This is a genomic window from Rossellomorea sp. GCM10028870, assembly GCF_042666755.1.
GTDB lineage: Bacteria > Bacillota > Bacilli > Bacillales > Bacillaceae_B > Rossellomorea.
On the sequence record NZ_JBHTGN010000001.1, the window covers coordinates 430,210 to 448,934 of the forward strand.

General features: G+C 40.5%; 18 protein-coding genes. 16 read left to right on the plus strand and 2 right to left on the minus strand.

Translation table 11 applies throughout. The features are described from left to right. Window positions 1-157 precede the first annotated feature (157 nt). The 9 genes from ACFQWC_RS02155 to ACFQWC_RS02195 all read left to right on the plus strand — a co-directional run bounded on the left by ACFQWC_RS02155 (window position 158) and on the right by ACFQWC_RS02195 (window position 8,347). Complete coding sequence (locus ACFQWC_RS02155; RefSeq protein ID WP_299738426.1) at window positions 158-865, plus strand: DUF4912 domain-containing protein; 708 nt, start codon at window positions 158-160, stop codon at window positions 863-865. Further along, on the plus strand, window positions 862-3,177 hold the full coding sequence (locus ACFQWC_RS02160; protein WP_299738425.1) for a glycosyltransferase: 2,316 nt from the start codon (window positions 862-864) through the stop codon (window positions 3,175-3,177). The genes ACFQWC_RS02155 and ACFQWC_RS02160 overlap by 4 nt, the downstream gene beginning before the upstream one ends. After that, a complete protein-coding gene (locus ACFQWC_RS02165; protein ID WP_299738424.1) occupies window positions 3,174-4,181 on the plus strand; it encodes a nucleotidyltransferase family protein in 1,008 nt (335 codons plus the stop codon). The genes ACFQWC_RS02160 and ACFQWC_RS02165 overlap by 4 nt, the downstream gene beginning before the upstream one ends. 6 nt (window positions 4,182-4,187) lie before the next feature. Next, window positions 4,188-4,769 carry a hypothetical protein gene (locus tag ACFQWC_RS02170; protein ID WP_341356594.1) on the plus strand — a complete coding sequence of 194 codons (582 nt, stop codon included), beginning with the start codon at window positions 4,188-4,190 and terminating at the stop codon, window positions 4,767-4,769. A 57-nt stretch (window positions 4,770-4,826) separates the two neighbouring features. Beyond that, window positions 4,827-4,976 (plus strand): 50S ribosomal protein L33, encoded by a 150-nt coding sequence (gene rpmG, locus ACFQWC_RS02175; RefSeq protein WP_064091498.1) that lies wholly within the window; start codon window positions 4,827-4,829, stop codon window positions 4,974-4,976. A gap of 111 nt (window positions 4,977-5,087) precedes the next feature. Further along, window positions 5,088-5,654, plus strand: a complete 567-nt coding sequence (locus tag ACFQWC_RS02180; RefSeq protein WP_341356593.1) for a 5-formyltetrahydrofolate cyclo-ligase — start codon at window positions 5,088-5,090, stop codon at window positions 5,652-5,654. Further along, window positions 5,644-6,426, plus strand: a complete 783-nt coding sequence (locus ACFQWC_RS02185) for a DUF92 domain-containing protein (protein ID WP_299738414.1) — start codon at window positions 5,644-5,646, stop codon at window positions 6,424-6,426. The genes ACFQWC_RS02180 and ACFQWC_RS02185 overlap by 11 nt, the downstream gene beginning before the upstream one ends. Before the next feature lie 87 nt (window positions 6,427-6,513). Then, window positions 6,514-6,693 carry a hypothetical protein gene (locus ACFQWC_RS02190; RefSeq protein ID WP_299738412.1) on the plus strand — a complete coding sequence of 60 codons (180 nt, stop codon included), beginning with the start codon at window positions 6,514-6,516 and terminating at the stop codon, window positions 6,691-6,693. 28 nt (window positions 6,694-6,721) lie between these two features. Next, entirely contained in the window at window positions 6,722-8,347 is a 1,626-nt protein-coding gene (locus ACFQWC_RS02195; RefSeq protein WP_377107211.1) for a rhomboid family intramembrane serine protease, read from the plus strand. On the opposite strand, the gene ACFQWC_RS02200 is transcribed toward ACFQWC_RS02195, so the two are convergent. Further along, window positions 8,344-9,222, minus strand: coding sequence for a hypothetical protein (locus tag ACFQWC_RS02200; RefSeq protein ID WP_299738410.1), 879 nt, complete (start codon window positions 9,220-9,222; stop codon window positions 8,344-8,346). The two genes, ACFQWC_RS02195 and ACFQWC_RS02200, sit on opposite strands and share 4 nt — an antisense overlap. A gap of 141 nt (window positions 9,223-9,363) precedes the next feature. Here ACFQWC_RS02200 and ACFQWC_RS02205 point away from each other — a divergent pair, with 141 nt between their 5' ends. The 7 genes from ACFQWC_RS02205 to ACFQWC_RS02235 all read left to right on the plus strand — a co-directional run bounded on the left by ACFQWC_RS02205 (window position 9,364) and on the right by ACFQWC_RS02235 (window position 18,225). Further along, a complete protein-coding gene (locus ACFQWC_RS02205; protein WP_299738409.1) occupies window positions 9,364-10,824 on the plus strand; it encodes a spore germination protein in 1,461 nt (486 codons plus the stop codon). 793 nt (window positions 10,825-11,617) lie between these two features. After that, window positions 11,618-11,824 (plus strand): YqgQ family protein, encoded by a 207-nt coding sequence (locus ACFQWC_RS02210; RefSeq protein ID WP_299738407.1) that lies wholly within the window; start codon window positions 11,618-11,620, stop codon window positions 11,822-11,824. A gap of 5 nt (window positions 11,825-11,829) precedes the next feature. After that, entirely contained in the window at window positions 11,830-12,798 is a 969-nt protein-coding gene (locus ACFQWC_RS02215) for an ROK family glucokinase (protein ID WP_299739608.1), read from the plus strand. A gap of 359 nt (window positions 12,799-13,157) precedes the next feature. After that, window positions 13,158-15,026 carry an LTA synthase family protein gene (locus ACFQWC_RS02220; RefSeq protein ID WP_377105852.1) on the plus strand — a complete coding sequence of 623 codons (1,869 nt, stop codon included), beginning with the start codon at window positions 13,158-13,160 and terminating at the stop codon, window positions 15,024-15,026. Between the two features lie 101 nt (window positions 15,027-15,127). Then, the gene (locus ACFQWC_RS02225; protein ID WP_377105854.1) at window positions 15,128-16,321 is read left to right on the plus strand and encodes a M14 family metallopeptidase; all 1,194 of its coding nucleotides are present in this window, start codon (window positions 15,128-15,130) and stop codon (window positions 16,319-16,321) included. Between the two features lie 477 nt (window positions 16,322-16,798). After that, complete coding sequence (locus ACFQWC_RS02230) at window positions 16,799-17,911, plus strand: YqgU-like beta propeller domain-containing protein (RefSeq protein WP_299738402.1); 1,113 nt, start codon at window positions 16,799-16,801, stop codon at window positions 17,909-17,911. Next, window positions 17,911-18,225, plus strand: coding sequence for an MTH1187 family thiamine-binding protein (locus tag ACFQWC_RS02235; RefSeq protein WP_044339666.1), 315 nt, complete (start codon window positions 17,911-17,913; stop codon window positions 18,223-18,225). Before ACFQWC_RS02230 ends, ACFQWC_RS02235 begins: the two co-directional genes overlap by 1 nt. Window positions 18,226-18,281: 56 nt before the next feature. Here the strand turns inward: ACFQWC_RS02235 and ACFQWC_RS02240 are convergent, their stop codons facing one another. Further along, window positions 18,282-18,635: a winged helix-turn-helix transcriptional regulator gene (locus ACFQWC_RS02240; RefSeq protein WP_044339667.1), complete on the minus strand. Its 354-nt coding sequence runs from the start codon at window positions 18,633-18,635 to the stop codon at window positions 18,282-18,284. Window positions 18,636-18,725 lie beyond the last annotated feature (90 nt).

Consider the following 18,725-nt stretch of genomic DNA (forward strand, 5'->3'; position numbering starts at 1 on the left):
GCATGATAAACCCCATTATCACCACGTTTAACAAGATACGACAAAATGCGTTTATTGTAGGTTTTTGAATAGGGTGTTACGATGAATTCATAGATAATTGTCATAATTTTTAGATTGAAATTATATAATATTTGGTTACTCTTTAGGAGGAATTGTTTTGATCACAGAAATCATTCGGTTAAAAGAACAAGGAGTATCATTCAGGAAAATTGCCAAAGAGCTGAATACCACCGTCGGGAAAGTTCAATATCAGTGGGTGAAGTATCAGAAGGCTCTTGAAAGTTCATCTGGAAGTGAGGTTGCCCAGGTAGAAGTGATGGAGCCGACAACGCCGAAAAAGCGTGTAGGGAGAGCTTCTTTTGGAAGGAAGATGCCTAAGCGCCGTGCAAAAAATCCGCGTGCCACTGAGTTATCGATGATGTTCTCAACGTCATCCCGAATCTATTGCTATTGGAACATTACTCAAGAATGGATTCGCCAAGTAAAAAGTCATTTTAAAATGAATCATGACCCTCAACCTTTTGTCCTTCGTTTGTATGATATTACATCGATTTCCTTTAACGGACATAATCACCACACATACACAGATTCATATGTTCCCCATACGGAGAGTGATTGGTTTGTAAATGGTCTAAAGGAAAACAGAAGCTACTGTATGGAAATTGGATTGCGCTTACCGTCCGGTGACTTTGTTGCATTCACTCGTTCCAATGTACTCCACACCCCAAGAACGTCCCATCATCAGGAGTATCATAGTATGAAAGAGTTATTTGAATATGAGCAAGGATTAATTAAAGAGCCGAAATGGGTGGAGCATGTGAGCACCTATTCGTATTATGTAATGAATCAGGAGGAAAAGGCATGAAAGGACCGTCGGCAGTGATTATATATCCACAATTTAACGAACTGACTTTTTCACAATGTAACGAACGGGAAGATCTTCTCACTTCTATACTTATCGAAAATAGTGCACTGTTAGATCTCCTTCAACGAAATGAAGCATCCCCAATACCTGTTGTGGTGAACCCTACCCTCTTTTCACTTTTTATGAGTGAAGAGTTTAAAGAGAAAGCCCATTCAATCATTCAAGCCAACCTTCTGCAAGCCGAGCCGCATGAAAAGAGTAAATGGCAGCTGATTTATTCTCAATGGTCAACCCATGACATGAATTTCGTACAAGCCTACAAGACTCTGGTGGTTGAAGGCAAAGCCACTGTGATCCCTACGACGGTAAGCTCATTCCCATTGACTCACTACAGGACCCCGAGAGCGATCGAATCTCAGGTTCGAATGAGTACATTGTTGTATAAGCAGTATTTTCAAATGATTCCAAAGGTTTTTTGGTTACCACAGGCAGCGTATGTACCGGGTATTGACTTATACCTTACTAAGCAAGGAATCGAATACACATTTATCTCCTCCTATTCGTATGAACATAGTGAAAAAGAACGTGACAGCGGTGTAATCAGAACACCAAGGGGCTTAAAATTAATACCGGTTTCAGAGGGCAGAATAGGAGCATTGGAAGAGAACGGTCATTCCCTCTCGATTGTTTTCATAGAGAATAGAGAAAGCTACGCTGAATTAAATACCAAAGAGTTCACACACTCATTAGAGGAGAAGATGGAATCTTCTACTGCTCTTTCCAGAGTAGGTTTTGGATATCTTGGAATGGAGAAGCAAACCCCGATTCTATCTGACACGGCCATGAAGAATATTCGAATGGTCCATCGTATGGAAGAGAAACTTGACAATCTGTATTCATCGGCAGAACCGACAGAGTGGACACATCAACTGCTGAGGGAATGGGTAGCAAGCCTCGAAGGTTTGAATATTCAAAATGGCTTGACGTCTGTTCACTTTGACAGCTTACTTGATTTGATACTGGAAGGGCAGAAGGATGAACATTTATTCCTTCATCGCAAAAGGGTCGTTCCCTTTCCGTCTGATGAAATCCTTGAAAAGCTCTTCGCAGGGAATGCAGAAGAAAAGGAGGAGAAACAGGATTCTGTTCTCCTTCTCTCATGGGAATATCCTCCGAATATTGTGGGGGGACTCTCGAGGCATGTGTATGATCTGGCTAATAATCTTGTGAAAAAAGGGAAACAGGTACACGTTCTTACGACCAAAGCAAATGATGCCCTGTCACTTGAGAAAATGGAAGGGGTTACGATTCACCGTGTACACCCATTACATCCATATGAAGAAGATTTCTTTAAGTGGGTATTTGATTTAAATCAGGCGTTCATTCATTACGCTCATGATCTGATGGAAGATGAAAGAATCACTCATATTCATGCCCATGATTGGATTGTGTCCACTTCAGCGATGAAATTGAAAGAGTATTATAGGGTTCCGCTCATCACAACCATTCATGCTACGGAACATGGACGTAATCAGGGGATTTATACCGATTTGCAACACAAGATTCACCGGGAAGAGCAGCTTCTTATTGGTGCATCGGACCATCTTATCGTGTGCAGCGAGCATATGAAAGAGGAAATCAAGAGCTTATTTACCATCGAAGCTCCAATCGCGGTGATACCAAATGGTGTGGAATTGGAGAAACTCGATCAATCTTCTCCTTATAGCTTTGAACAGCGCTCCACTCCGTATTTCTTTTCAATCGGACGGATGGTTCATGAAAAAGGATTCGACACGATTATCCGCGTAGCCTCACAGTTAAAGAGAGAAGGATTTACTATCTCATTTATCATAGCTGGGAAAGGTCCAATGCTAGAGCACTATCGTCAAGTGGTAGACCAAGAAGAATTGAGTGACTGTGTGTCTTTCATCGGATACATTTCCGATAGGGAGCGGAATGACTATTTGAAGAATTGTTTAGCCGTGATCTTTCCAAGCCTTTACGAGCCATTCGGCATTGTTGCACTGGAAGCAATGGCTTTCCGTAAAGGGGTGGTGGCATCAAATACGGGAGGACTGAAATCAATCGTGAAACATGAGCAAACCGGCTTATTATTTGAGCCCAATCATGAACAAAGTCTTTATACACAATTGGTCTCATTAATTGAAAATCCCTTAAAATCGGAACAGCTAGGAAATCTCGGTTTCAAAATGGCCCAATCCATGTTTAGCTGGGATCGAATCGCGGATCAAACCATCCACGTGTACGATGATGTACTTCTTCAATCAAAAGTAGAAGGCATAAAAAGATGAAGGCCGTGATATTGGCAGGTGGAGAAGGCAAGCGATTAAGACCCTATACAATGTCGATTGCAAAGCCGATGGTTCCGATTCTGAATAAGCCAATTCTTGAATACAGCATTAACCTCCTCAGGTCCTATGGAATTAAAGATATTCTAATCACAACCTGTTATAAAAGTGAAACGATTAAAGAGTATTTTGGCGATGGAAAACGGTTCAATGTGAACATTACCTATCTGGATGAAAAAAAGCCGCTTGGAACAGCAGGAGGGATCTTTCTCGCCAGGCACAGGCTGCGTGAACCGTTTTTAGTGTTAAGTGGAGATGCATTCACTAATATTCCAATTGATAAAGTCATTGAATTCCATTATGAGAAAAGAGCGGTTATGACCGTCGTCTCAAAAGAAGTAGTGAACCCAAAAGAGTATGGGATTTGTCATACAGACGAAAATCGTAAATTGGTTGATTTTATTGAAAAACCGGAAGAGTGGGTAGGAAATGAAGTGAACACAGGGGTATATATGTTAGATCCACGGCTGCTTGATCGTTATGCCCACTTAGGAGCGAGGGATTTCAGCCAGGATTTCATTCCTCAGCTGCTTTTAAATAATGAGGAAGTCTATGTATTTAAAACGAATGCCTATTGGAGAGATATTGGAAACCCTGAAGAATATAAAAGCGCACGTGATGATCTCATGAAGGGTCAGTACGCCCCACCCTCCATAAAAAAAGGCTTTCACCACTCCAAAGACTTTATGGAGCCGTTTATCACCAGGCTCCAAGTAGCTTGTCCAAATGGAAAGAAACCATTCGTACTGGCTAAATTACTGGAAACCGTTCCTTCTTCCTCCAGTCAGAAAGAAGTCGTTTTCGATCATAGAGATGGAGGACGAACGAAAATCATTAGTGATCCGAAAAGAGGATTCATCATTTATTCCAAGGCTGACAGACGAAATCTGGCAAGGGAGCTTGCCAGATATTATGGAATGAAAATAAAAATCTGGCAAAAGGTGTAGAGGCTAATGAAGGACAATCCGAATGAAAAGTTCCATATCCAAGGAATAGCCTGGTGCAGGAATAATGAATATGTACCCCTTTATTCAGAGAAATTAACCTCCCTTACCGGTATAAGTGTAAACATTAACGAAGGGTTGGAAGGATGGGGAGAATCCTTTGCATTCGAAATGGAAAATACCACGAAAGAAAGCAGGCACCTTAAGGTTTTCTTTTTAATTGAATGGTTGGCTTGTAAGGAAGATGGGGTTGGGGTTCTGTCACTATCGAAGGATACGTTCTGGAATTACAGTGGTAAGCTTGTTGCCATCACCAACATTGTTTCCTGCGCTGCGTCTGTTAAGAAATCCATCTATCCTCTTAATCTGAAAGGTTTGCAGCTATGGAAAAGATCCTTAAATAATGGAAGCCTTTACTACTATCCGATCACCAATGGCCTCAATATGATGGTCTATATGTTAGACTTTTCATTCAAGCCTTTTGAAGTGAAACAAGGCAAAGTATATGCCATTGAAGGGGCAATGGAAGAAGAGGTTTCAAATTTAAGCGATAGAATAAAAAACGGACTAGCATTTCCAAAAGAAAAGTGATATTATAGAAAAGTCGTATGAATAGTAGAAGATGTATATGTTTGGAGGGAAATAATAATGCGTGTAAACATTACTTTAGCTTGCACAGAAACTGGTGAGCGTAACTATATTACTACTAAGAACAAGCGTAACAACCCAGACCGTCTAGAGCTAAAAAAATATTGCCCGAAATTAAAGCGTGTGACTCTTCACCGCGAAACGAAATAAGCAGCCGGATTTTATCCGCTGCTTTTTTTTATGCTCAAAACGGTTACAACATCGCTTTTACATAGAGAATCCATTAAAATAATATCTGTATAGTAAGCATGGAGGGATATTATGTCTAAAAAAGAACTACGGAATCTTCAGCTTCAATCATTAAAATTAATCGATCATATAACGTTTCAACAAAAATGTTTTAGAATAGAACAATTACTTTTTGAATCTCCTGAGTGGAAAAAGAGCGACACCGTCGCGGTGACCATTTCAAAGCCTCCGGAAGTCAATACGTGGAATATCATCAAGCGTGGCTGGGAGGAAGGGAAAACGGTAGTTGTTCCGAAGTGTTTTCCAAAAAAACGTGAATTAGTATTCTATGAGCTTCGTGATTTCCATCAGCTCGAACAATCCTATTTTGATTTATATGAACCAGATCCCATCAAGTCAACCGCTGTAAATAATGACGTTATTGAATTGATGATTGTTCCAGGTCTTGCTTATACGGAAACTGGCTATCGTCTGGGATTCGGAGGGGGATACTATGACAGGCTACTCTCAGCCTATTCAGGTATTACGATATCACTTGCCTTTGAAGAGCAAATGGTCGGGGCATTGCCGATCGAATCATTCGACATACCCGTCGGAACGATTCTGACGGAAAAAGGACGAATCGATTGTGGCCGCTGAGTATTTCTTTGTTCTGCTTTTTATTTGCTCTATCGCCACAGCAGGATGGAAAACCAGTAATTTAAGTCCCTCAGGCGCTGTAATGGCCATAATGATAGGCATTGCAATTGGCTATTCATACGGCTTTGAGGGACTGTTTATACTAGGCGTATTCTTTCTGTCATCAAGTGTTTGGTCACGTCTTTTTAAGAAGAATAAGATAGGAATAGAAGAACGTTTAGCCAAAACGTCCATCAGGGACTGGCAGCAGGTATTGGCTAACGGAGGTCCTGCAGCCATCTTTGCCATTTTATTTAGTATTACGGGAAACGAAGTCTGGACACTAGCCTTCATTGCGTCAATCGCTGGGGCAAATGCTGATACATGGGCCTCTGAAATCGGCCCTCTTAGTCATAAAATGCCGTTTTCAGTAAGATCATTCAGGAGAGTACCTAAAGGCACGTCCGGTGCTGTTTCCATCATAGGTACAGTAGCGGCAGTCTTAGGGGCTGCCCTTATTTCACTTGCTTCACTGATTATGGTGAATGATATGGATCTATCTCTCTTTTTGCTCCTTCTCCTTTCTGGGTTTTTAGGGAACATCCTGGATACACTTCTGGGTGCGTTCATGCAACTGGAGTATAGGTGTCCGGTTTGTGGACTTCGAACAGAGTCATCGTTTCATTGTGGACATTACACAGAAAGAGTGAAAGGGATTCCTCTAGTAAATAATGAGTTTGTAAATGCTCTGTCAAGTCTTTTTGCAGGTGTACTTATGCTTATATTCATTTGACGGTATTGAAAGAAAATATCGTTTCCTTAAAATTTAGTGGGATAAGCTTCTCTATAATGATCCAAACTACTATCAGGAGGGATCATCATGAACGGATGGACAAAATGGTTAGTGCTTGGCGGTTTGGTTCTTTTTCTGATTCCAAATCGATACCGATTGTTAAATGTACTTCTCGGAAACTTTCTCATTAGAAAATTTGCTGTGAAAGCGGCGATGGGGGTACCTGGTATTCGCTCAAGATTTATTCAAGGTGCATTTAGGGGATGAGATTACTAAAGAAGACTGTAGAGTGGGTATGAAAACCTCTCTTGCAGTCTTTTTTGTTTTACACTTTAAGAAAGGGTTCGGTATAGTAGGGATAGACAAAGGATCTATTAAAAAGAAAGTAGTGGATGATGTGGATTTACGATATCATTATTTGTTTTGGAAGATAGCTCACTATTTGGTTGAATTTAAACACTATCGAATTCTTAATCTCTCTCCTAATCAGGATGAAATTTGGCTGGAAAACACCGGGGTAAAAGAAGCAAACGTCATTCGTTTGGTCCTAAAAGATTTAGATTGGGGAAACTGGGTCAAGCGGGATATGGAATTGACCTCCGTAAATGGAGAGAAAATCAGGAAGTCCCTGGGGAAAAGGCAGCTTCAAGTGAAGAATATCTATGTCTCAACTTTTCCACCGGTAGATTCAGGTCCTGAGTTGTTCCAGGAACCAATGAACAATCAAAAGACGACCGTCCGGCCTCTCCTTCTTCATGGTGATCATAGTGTTGAAACGCTTAGGCATGACCCTTTTTTCAGTGAAGGAGAATGGGACCTCCCAAAAGAAGTAATGGAAGCCAATGTAGAGTGGGTGAAAAGTATGGCCATGACTGCTTCTTCCAAACAGATACAAAAGGAAAGACAGCTGTTTGAAAAAGGAAAGCCGTTCTTTACCTATTTCTTCATTGCGCTCCAATTGATCATGTTCTTTATTCTCGAACTAAATGGTGGAAGCAAGAATCCGCAAACACTGATTGAGTTCGGTGCTAAGTATAATCCTCTCATGATTGAAGGAGAGTGGTGGCGACTCGTAACCCCGATTTTTCTACATATAGGTATCCTGCATTTACTTATGAACACACTCGCCCTATTTTATCTGGGGACGGCAGTGGAGAAAATGTTCGGAAGAATCCGATTTATATTCATTTATATGATATCGGGAATCACGGGATCTCTAGCCAGCTTTCTTTTTACATCCAATCTTTCTGCAGGAGCAAGTGGAGCAATCTTCGGCTGTTTTGGTGCACTGCTGTACTTCGGTGTATTGTATCCCAAAATCTTCTTCAGAACGATGGGCACCAATATTATTGCGGTTATTCTATTGAATTTAGTCCTTGGCTTTACGATTCCGGGAATTGATAATGCAGGGCATATCGGTGGGTTAATAGGAGGTTTTCTCGCAGCAGGAATTGTCAGCTTGCCAAATGCTCTCCGTCCCCTCCGACAATTACTATTTCTGTTGGGAAGTATCGTACTTATAGGAGTGCTTGTGTCGAGGGGTACTGGTACAGATCCAACCTCTTGGGACGTTGACACGGTGAATGGTGTGGCTCAAGAAAAGATTTCAAATCAACAGTGGGAGGAAGCTGAAAAAATTCTTCTCCCTGTAGTTGAGGAAGGATCACCAAATGCTCAGACCTATTTCTACCTATCATATTCTGAAATCAAGCTGAACAAATTAGCACCTGCGAAAGATCATTTGAAAGCAGCGATTGATGAAAATGAACAATTTCATGAGGCGCACTACAATCTTGCGTTAATTCTGATTGATTCAGGGGAAAGAAAGGAAGCTCTTATTCATGCAAAAAAAGCCTATGAATTAAATAGGCAGGATAAAAAATATGAAAAACTTTATAAAGAATTACAGGAGAACACTTAAATGGAAATCTGTTGTTTAAGTAAAGAAGCTTCTCCGTTTTTATCAATCAGTAACACGAGAACTTCCTTTCGATCATTTTTCACTAATATAAGTGGGATGGCACTGTCTATTGACTCAATGACAGAGCCGTCCTCTTTTTTAATTCCTAAATAATAGTTTTTATAAAGTCCTTCCCATAGGTTTCCGATAAGACGATCCCATTCTCCCTGAGTGAACCCTTCTAAAGGCTGATCTTCTAATTGGGGGAATTGGGTTAATGGAAAGGATGTATACTCTTCAACTGGGATTTGCATGGAAGTGATCGCCTTTTCCCACAGATAGTCGAGCTGCTGCGAGGTCACTTTGTCCAAAATGTTCTTCCATTCTTTTTCTGCATCCGTACCCGGCTCTCGAAAGGCATTTAGCGTGCTGAAATTTGAATCAATCACATACAAGGCATCTTCAGACATTTTCTGTGCGCTTGTAAACTCTGTTTCTGTTTCGTGAATTTCTGAATAATGGAATGAAACAGCTTGAAGGAGGCTGCTTTCTTTACCTTTAATGGTTGATTCCTCCACAATTTGATCGGTGTTTTGTTCCCACTCATTCATGAGTCCCTTCAATCTGCCGTTCATAAATAAAAAGCCGACATCCTGCCGCAAATAGGCCGGTGTATCAAGCTTTGAAGACACCTTCCAATTCACCTCATAATGATCATTCTTCTTCTCGGGTTGAAGCATCAGAATCGTAGTGGCAGATTCATAGGAAACATTTTCATTTATCGGGAAAAAAATAATGCTCTCTTCTGTTTGAGGCTTGTAAATAAATTGTATCCCAAGAGCAACAATGCACATGATGACAAGAAAAGGCATGGCTTCTTTTAGTCTTTGTTTCATTTCGTTCACTCCAGTAGTATGTCCATTTAGTAAATAATATGAGGAGCAGGATATCAATATGATAGGATGTATGTTTTCTAGCTTCTTTGTCTAGGATGGTAAAGATGGAAATTCATGTAAAGGTATTGGGAGTGAAGGCTAATGACAAAACAAAAGAAAAAGCCTGTCTCTACTCAGATTGAAGAAAACACCAATTATCTAAGGGATACCTTAGCAGTAGACAAAAGCTTTGATGTCATTCAATTGGATCTGGAGTATGCTGAGAGAAAAATGGCGATGTTTTTAGTGGATGGCTTTGTTAAAGATGATATTATGCATTATCTTATGAAGCTCTTATCGGGACTTAGTCCTGAGCAATTAGAAGAAGATACTTTAGAAAAATTATTGAAGACGTACATTCCTTATATAGAGATCGAACAAGTGGATGATCTGAACCAAGTGATCGATTTAGTATTGGCAGGTCCTACAGCCCTTGTGGTGGATGGCATTGATAAGGTCATTATGATTGATGCAAGAACATACCCAGTCAGAGGTCCACAGGAACCGGATATTGAACGGGTTGTGAGAGGATCTAGAGATGGATATGTAGAAACGATTGTGTTTAACACCGCGTTAACTAGAAGGAGAGTTCGTGACCCTTCACTTCGAATGGAATATATGCAAATAGGAAGAAGATCGAAAACGGATATAGTCGTCAGTTATATCGAAGACATTGCCGATCCAAATTTAGTCCATAAAATCAAAGATGCACTTTCGAAGATCGACACAGATGGTCTTCCCATGGGTGAGAAGACTCTGGAGGAGTTTATTGCAGGCAGGCACTGGAATCCGTATCCTATGGTCAGGTATACGGAAAGGCCGGATACAGCCGCCGCACATTTATACGAAGGCCACGTCATCATTATGGTGGACGGTTCACCGAGTGTGTTGATTACCCCTACAACCTTTTGGCATCATCTTCAACATGCAGAAGAATATAGAAACAAGCCGTCTGTAGGAGCTTACCTTCGTTTTGTGAGGTTTATCGCTGTCTGGAGCTCGATTTTCTTATTGCCTCTTTATTATTTATTTGCGATCCAACCTGAGCTATTGCCGGAAGCAATGAGGTATGTAGGTCCCAACGATGCAGGAGAAGTTCCTTTATTTCTTCAATTTCTGATTATAGAAGTCGGGATCGATATCCTGCGTATGGCTGCCATTCATACCCCTTCTTCGTTAGCAACGGCCCTGGGTCTCGTGGCGGCGTTAATGATTGGACAAGTGGCGGTGGAAGTGGGCCTCTTAATTAATGAAGTCATTCTTTACCTCGCCATTGCAGCGATCGGTACCTTTGCAACGCCAAGCTATGAGATGAGCTTAGCAAATCGGTTAGTCAGGATTTTCTTGTTGATCTGTACTGCATTATTTGGGGTGTATGGATTTGTTGTGGGTATACTGCTATGGATTATTATGCTTTCAAGAATGAAATCCTTTGACATTCCGTATATGTGGCCATTTATTCCGTTTAATTTAAGAGCATTCAGGGATGTATTCCTGCGTTCGCCTATGCCTTTAAAAAACAGAAGACCACGATTCCTGCACCCGAAAGATCCCGATCGTTAATATAAGTTGGAGAGATTTTCTTAATGGATATTCCATTAGGGAGATCTTTTTTTGTTTTTTAGATAGGCTCTGTTCATAATTTTTTCTTGTAACAGCGATTTGCGAACAAAATGTAGACCGTTCCTTTCCGCTCCAGGCACTTGCTTTCCGCGGGGAGGAAGTCGAGCCTCCTCAGGCTTTGCCCTGCGGGGTCTCGACCTTTCCTCTATTTCCCGCAGGAGTCAAGTGCCTTCCGCTACAATCCACTCTGTGCTACTACATTCTGACTCACTATTTTTGTTATTGTCACTATTAAACTCTATAACGAAAAATCTTTTTACGATGGTGAGGGGAGTCGTCATTAACCAACTAATTAAAATAGTTCTTTCTCAATTGGGATATTTTCCTTTAACCACTTCAAGTTGTTTGCTAAAGTTCTTGTTTTTACTGGATTTTTTAAGGATACATGCTTAGAAAGTTGATTCTCGCTGCAGGATGCTCGACTCCTGCGGGAATAGCCGGCTTGCTCAGCCCCGACAAGATAAGATGAATGGGCCTAAGAAGGCGTTCTTTGCCTTCTTGGACCATTTAGCTTATGACCTCGAGGGGCCAGCCCCGCGGAAAGCGAGCATCCTGTAGCGGAAATCAACTATTCCTTTCTTCTCTAAGATAGCAACAACCTTTACGTAAAGGGACTTGTAATAAAACAATCTTTGGGAAAGAACCTATAATGGATATTTGACAGCTGCATATTGAGAAGATGGGGATTTTCACTTATACTTTAATGTGAATGATGGAAAGCAGGGTGTATGATATGAAAACGATTTATGATATCCAGCAGTTATTAAAAAGTTACGGGACCATTATATATGTTGGGCATCGTCTTTCTGACCTGCAACTTATGGAAGGCGAATTAATAGAACTTTATCAATCCCAGCTGATTGACACGAGGGATTTTCAAACAGCTTTGTTGTTGTTGCGACATGAAATAGAAATTGAAAAAGAGAAACAGGACAGGTGATAATGATGACAGAAAAGTGGTTGGTTGGTGTAGATTTAGGAGGAACGACGACAAAAATCGCGTTCTTGAATAAGTACGGTGAGCTCTTACATAAATGGGAAATCCCAACTGATAAATCTGAGAATGGGAAGAATATCATTGTAGATATTGCCAAAGCGATTGATAAGAAGCTGGAACTATTAGATCAATCCAAAGAGAAACTAGTCGGGATCGGAATGGGTGCACCGGGACCGGTCGATATGGCAAAAGGAATCATTTACGAAGCGGTTAATTTAGGCTGGGACAAGAACACACCATTAAAGGATTTACTTGAAATGGAAACAGGTTTATCAGCCGTTATCGATAATGATGCAAACTGCGCAGCATTGGGTGAAATGTGGAAAGGTGCAGGAGACGGCGCGAAGGATATCGTTTGTGTGACACTCGGTACAGGTGTTGGCGGTGGAGTTATAACCAATGGAGATGTCGTGCACGGTGTGAAAGGTGCAGGTGGTGAAATCGGGCATATTACGGTTGTTCCAGAAGGTGGATTCCAATGTAACTGTGGGAAGACAGGATGCTTGGAAACGGTTGCTTCTGCGACTGGAGTCGTTCGTCTCGCAAATGAAAAACTGGATGCGACAACGAAAACGTCTGTACTTCGTGAAATCAGGGAGTCCCATGGTACAGTCAGCGCAAAGGATATCTTTGATGCAGCCAGAGAGCATGATGCACTTGCTCTTGAAGTCATTGATCAATTAGCCTTCTATTTAGGATTATCCCTCGCAAATTTAGGGAATGCACTGAATCCGGAAAAGATCGTCATCGGTGGAGGGGTTTCTAAAGCAGGTGATATATTATTAACCCCGGTTGTGAAATATTTCAAACAGTTCTCATTCCCAACCGTCCGTACTTCAACTAACTTGAGTATCGCTACCCTCGGAAATGATGCGGGAGTGATCGGGGCAGCCTGGTTAGTAAAGAATAAAATCTGATGGTAACACAATAGATAGTTATTCAAGAAAAAAGAGCTTTCCTGAAAAGGAGGGTTCTTTTTTCTGTGAATCTAGCAATGAATTGGTAGTCCTTAAGACTTAGGGACATTAGAACCGTTTTGAAGAAATATAGTTATTTTGAAACTTTTAACGGTTTCAATCGTCTAATAGTATGGGTAAGAGAATAAGACTTAAATATTAATTGTACACGTACAATGTGAAATGGAGTTTGACGTATTGTAAAAAAAGTATTAAGATGTTCAAGGCTGCGTTTTGAAAATTACCTTATTTTACCAATAAAAACATTACATGAATGTGTTACATACGAACGAACCGTTTGTAGCAAGGAGGTTGACTAAATGAAATTGAAAAAGACACCAAAGGCTTCTCTTATTATCATCGCTGCATTGCTTCTTTGGATTAAAACGTATATTGTCTATAAAACTAGTTTTGATATAAAAATAGAGAGTACACTTCAAGAACTTATACTCTTTATCAACCCACTGAGTTTCTTACTATTTATCTTCGGAGTAGGGTTACTTCTTAAGAAGGATAAGTCTCGGACCCGATATATTATCGCTGCCAGCTTCGTCCTCTCGTTTGTCCTATACGGAAACGTTGTTTTCTATCGATTTTTTGATGACTTCCTGACACTCCCTGTCCTTTTTCAAACAAGCAATTTTTCTGATTTAGGTACAAGTGCCAGCGCCATTATGAGCTGGAAGGATATATTCTATTTTACAGATGTCATTGTATTGATCCTTATTATCAAATTAAAGCCAACATGGTTTTCTTTACAAAACTACAGCCGGGCGAATCGACGTGCGTATTTCCTGGTTGCAACGGCATTGGTATTCTTTAACCTGGGCTTGGCGGAATCAGAAAGACCGCAGCTTCTAACCAGAACGTTCGATCGTGAAATGTTAGTAAAGAATATCGGAACGTATAATTATCATGTGTATGATATTTTCTTGCAATCTAAGTCTTCTGCTCAAAGGGCAATGGCTGACGGCAGCGAATTAGCGGATATTGATAACTACGTCCGCGCAAGTTACATCGAGCCTGATAAAGAAATGTTCGGGGTTGCAAAGGACAAGAACTTAATCATTGTATCACTCGAGTCCCTTCAGAACTTTGTCATTAATAGTGAAATGAACGGTCAGGAAATTACACCTTTCCTTAATGAGTTTATTGGAGAAAGCTACTACTTTGATCATTTTTATCATCAAACCCAGCAAGGGAAAACGTCTGACTCCGAGTTTATACTCGATAATTCCCTTTACCCATTGAACCGGGGAGCAGTATTCTTCACTCATTCAGGAAATGAGTTTGAATCCATGACAGAAAAGCTTGGAGAAAATGGATACTTTACCACGGCCATGCACGCAAACAATAAAAGCTTCTGGAATCGTGACATTATGTATGATTCCTTAGGATACGAACGCTTCTACTCTTTACCGGATTATGAAGTAACGGAAGAGAATTCTGTTAACTGGGGTATGAAGGATATCCCATTCTTTGAGCAATCTGTCGAGCATATGAAAGAGATGCCTCAACCGTTCAGTACGAAGATGATTACATTAACGAACCACTATCCATTCACATTAGATGAAGAAGATAAGCTAATTGATCCTTACACATCCAAAGATGGTACGGTCAATCGTTATTTCCAAACGGTTCGTTACATGGATGAAGCTGTTAAGAACTTCATTACAGACTTAAAGGAATCAGGATTATATGAAAACTCCGTTATCGTGATGTACGGAGATCACTATGGTATTTCTGAAAACCATAATAAAGCGATGAGTCAATATTTAGGTAAAGAGGTAACGCCATTTGTAAGCACACAGCTTCAACAGGTCCCAATGATTATTCACGTTCCTGGACAGGAAGGTAAGACCATTTCTAAAGTTTCCGGGCAAATTGACTTGAAACCAACCATTTTGCACCTTTTAGGTATCGACACGAAGAAGGACATCCAATTTGGTTCAGATCTCTTCTCCAGTCAGCACGAAGACCTTGCCATTCTGCGTGATGGGCGTTTCATTACTGAGGACTATGTTTTTGCTGGTGAAAAATGCTGGGATAAGGAAACAGAAGAAACAACGGATATGAAATACTGTGAGCCATATAAAGAGCGTGTAAATGAGGAGTTAGGATACTCTGATAAGATCATCAATGGAGACCTCCTTCGCTTTTACGGTGAAACCGAAAGTAAAGAAGAATAAGTAAGACAGAGCTTGCGAAGAGATTCGCAAGCTTTTTTTGTCATGAATTATTGAACCATTCATACATGTAAGTAAGGACATATGAATGGGGAGGTTCCTTCATGAAAGTGAAAGTTCGCAGTGGTGATTCCTTTTGGTACTACAGTCAGCAGTTTTATATTCCAATTCAATTAATCATTGATTCGAACCCTTCTGTTGATCCAAATGGATTGAAGATAGGGACAGAGATAGAGCTCCCTGGATTTAGAAAAGAAAGCTACTCAATTAAAAGTGGAGATTCATTCTGGACCCTTTCGGAGCAGAGGAATATAGGAGTAGACGCCCTACTCCTCTTGAACGAAGGAGTCAATCCAAATAGTTTGCAAATAGGTTCAAGTATTTTTCTGCCATCGAGAGTCGTTACCCCGATAGTAAATGGGAAACAAGCCTATAGTTCAAAAGCGTTTGAGGATGACGTGAAACAACTAAAAGAGATCTATCCGTTCATCAAGTTAAACTCAGTAGGAGAAAGTGTACTGGGAAAAGATCTCATTGAAATGAGAGTGGGTACCGGAAAGAGAAAGGTTCACATAGATGCATCCTTTCATGCGAATGAATGGATTACCACCTCCATATTGATGACGTTTATTAATGACTATTTGCTATCGTTAACGAATGGGAACCTCATGAGAGGAATTCAGACCCTTCCCTTATATGGGTTGGTGACCATCTCGTTTGTACCTATGGTTAATCCGGACGGAGTGGACCTCGTTTTGAACGGACCACCTGTCGATAGAAGAAAAGAATTAATTGAAATCAATCGGGGAAGTACAGATTTTACTGGATGGAAAGCAAATATAAGAGGAGTAGACCTGAATAACCAATTTCCAGCCAAATGGGAGTTGGAGAAAGGGAGAAAGGAAGAAAAATCACCAGCTCCGAGAGATTTCCCAGGATATAAGCCTCTTTCAGAACCTGAAACAATCGCTATGGCTAAGCTGGCTCAAGAAGAAATGTTTGACCGGCTGTTAGCCCTCCACACTCAAGGGAAAGAATTCTATTGGGGCTACGAGGGCTTGGAACCTCCGGAAGCCGCCAAGTTGGCAGCGGATTTTAACAGAGTGAGCGGGTATGAATCTGTCAGATATATAGATAGCTACGCGGGCTACAAGGATTGGTTTATTAAAGAATTCAAAAAAGCGGGGTTTACCATAGAGTTAGGAAAAGGTATAAACCCCTTGCCTCTCTCTCAATTCAACGAAATCTACCAGGATATGCTCGGAATCTTCCTAGTATCGATTTATCGGTGGTACTAACAAAAGCGGAGGCGGCTCTTTCAGAGGCGACAAGCATAAGACGAACATGCCGGAAAGGCGTCCTTTGCCTTTTTGGCATGTTTGACTTATGACGTCGAGGCTCTAGCCGCAGGAGCTGGATGAAACAAAAGCGGAGGCGGCTCTTTCAGAGGCGACAAGCATAAGACGAACATGCCGGAAAGGCGTCCTTTGCCTTAAGGCGACATGATTGCTATAAAATTCGACTTATGATAAAAAATCACTCGAAAAATCTTTTGGCATGTTCCAAAAATAACTATTGTAGAAAGTGAAAATCAGGAGTAAAATAAATCATCATCCTACTTAAAGAATAGCCGATTGTGGTGACCCGAATGATGTGCGAGTGAACATCCGGTCATCACTTTTTTGAATTTTTGTAATTTTTTTAATGAAATTGAAACATTTTCTTCTTTTAAACGTACTTATTAATATGGAATAAATTGAGGGAGGGAGAAGGGTATGATTAATAACAAAAAGGTAAGTGTTTTGATATGTTTTCTGTTGAGTATTCTTTGGTTGTCAGCTTGTCAACCTGAAGAAACTCAAACTTCTCCCTCTGAGAAAGAGAAGACTGAAAAGAAAGAGATCGTTGCAGAAATTCTTACCTCTGACAGCTTTGTAGAAAACATCGGCTGGCTTTCGGATTCGGAAATTCTAACCGTGCAAAATGAGGATGGTCAAACCTCGTTCTATATTTATAATCTTTACGATGGTAGCAATATGAAAATTTACGAGATTCCATCTTCATATGTGAGCGCAAGCATTTCACCAGATAAGGAAAAAATACTCATCCATTCAGCTCCTGTATCTTATTCAGCGCAAGTGACTATTATTGACAGGGGAGGCGAAGTGTTGTTCCAAGAGGAGGATGTCCCGTCTTATGAATTAACTCACTCATGGAGCAAGTTTGATGACAATGCTTTGTTAATGACCAGCTTCAGTGAAGATTGGAGCTTTCAAGTCTTTCGTATTGATGTAGAAAAAGGGATAATGGATCCTATTGATGTTGAACAGCCATTTGTACAGTGGCATTCGGACTCTTCCGTTCTTTTTCAAGATTGGAATACGGATGAGATCAGCGTTTCAGCTCCCCTGCTATCTCAGAATATTGTCGACGGGGGGAAAGAAATGATAGTGGATTCCAGTGTCCACTTTAATCAATTCGATGATTCTTTATTATCTATCTTTTCCCGGGAAGAAGAGGGACCGTTTACGTATCAATTCATCACTTCAAGTGGTGAGATTCAGGCAGAATTCACAGTAGATCTCTTGAGCCGTTATTCTGATTGGTTAATCCCATATTATGATATGATAGGTGGGAAGGGTCATTTGATAACATTCAAGGCAAATGAACCAGGCTCTTTTGATACGTACACTGGAACATTCTCATTGATGAAGTGGGACACGGTTTCGGGAAAAGAAGACGTTTTGTTTGATGACCTGCCTTTAGAGCCTATACAATGTTCACCAAATGGGGAATATTGTTTATATGGAAATCAACTTGAGAAAGTAATCGTTTTGACGAACTCAAACATCATTCAACTACTGAAAGAAGAAGGAGCAGATATGTAATGGCAATAGTAGATGTTACAGTTATACCAATCGGAACGGAATCTCCAAGTGTAAGTTCTTATGTAGCGGATCTACATAGAATTCTTAAGGGGTATGAAGAAGAAGGGAAAATACGATTTCAACTTACTCCAATGAATACGATTATAGAGGGAGAACTTCCTGTTTTGTTTCAGGTCATTCAAGACATTCATGAATCACCTTTCAAACAGGGAATCAAGAGGGTAGCGACAAATATCAGAATTGATGACCGTCGAGATAAGAAAACGACAATGGAAGGAAAGTTATCTTCTGTTCAGAGTAAATTAGATCATTAAGAGCCGGAAAAGGGGTGGGTACCTTAAAGGATACTCACCCCTTTTATCTTATGAAATCATACTTCTTCACTTTCGACTAACACTTCACTTTTGTCAGGATAGGTTTTCTCTATATGCTGTTCACCCCATGCACATAGCATATCCAGAGGTCCTTTTAAAGACCAGCCGTATTCTGTTAATTCATATTCCACTTTGGGAGGAACTTGATTATAAATAATTCTGTTGATTACTCCATCTGCTTCCAGTTCCCTTAGCTGCTGAGTCAACATCTTCTGAGTGATTCCAGGCATTAATTTTTTCAATTCACTCGTTCTTCGCTTGCTTTTAATCAAATGACAGAGAATCACGACTTTCCACTTGCCTCCAATAACTTCCAAGGAAGCTTCTACAGGTATATTGTATTTTTTCATCGATGAACCTCCTATCCCTTACATGTAAAAGATGTGATCCTTTTACAAATAGAATGGGCTACATATTCATATTTATTATAATGTACCCAC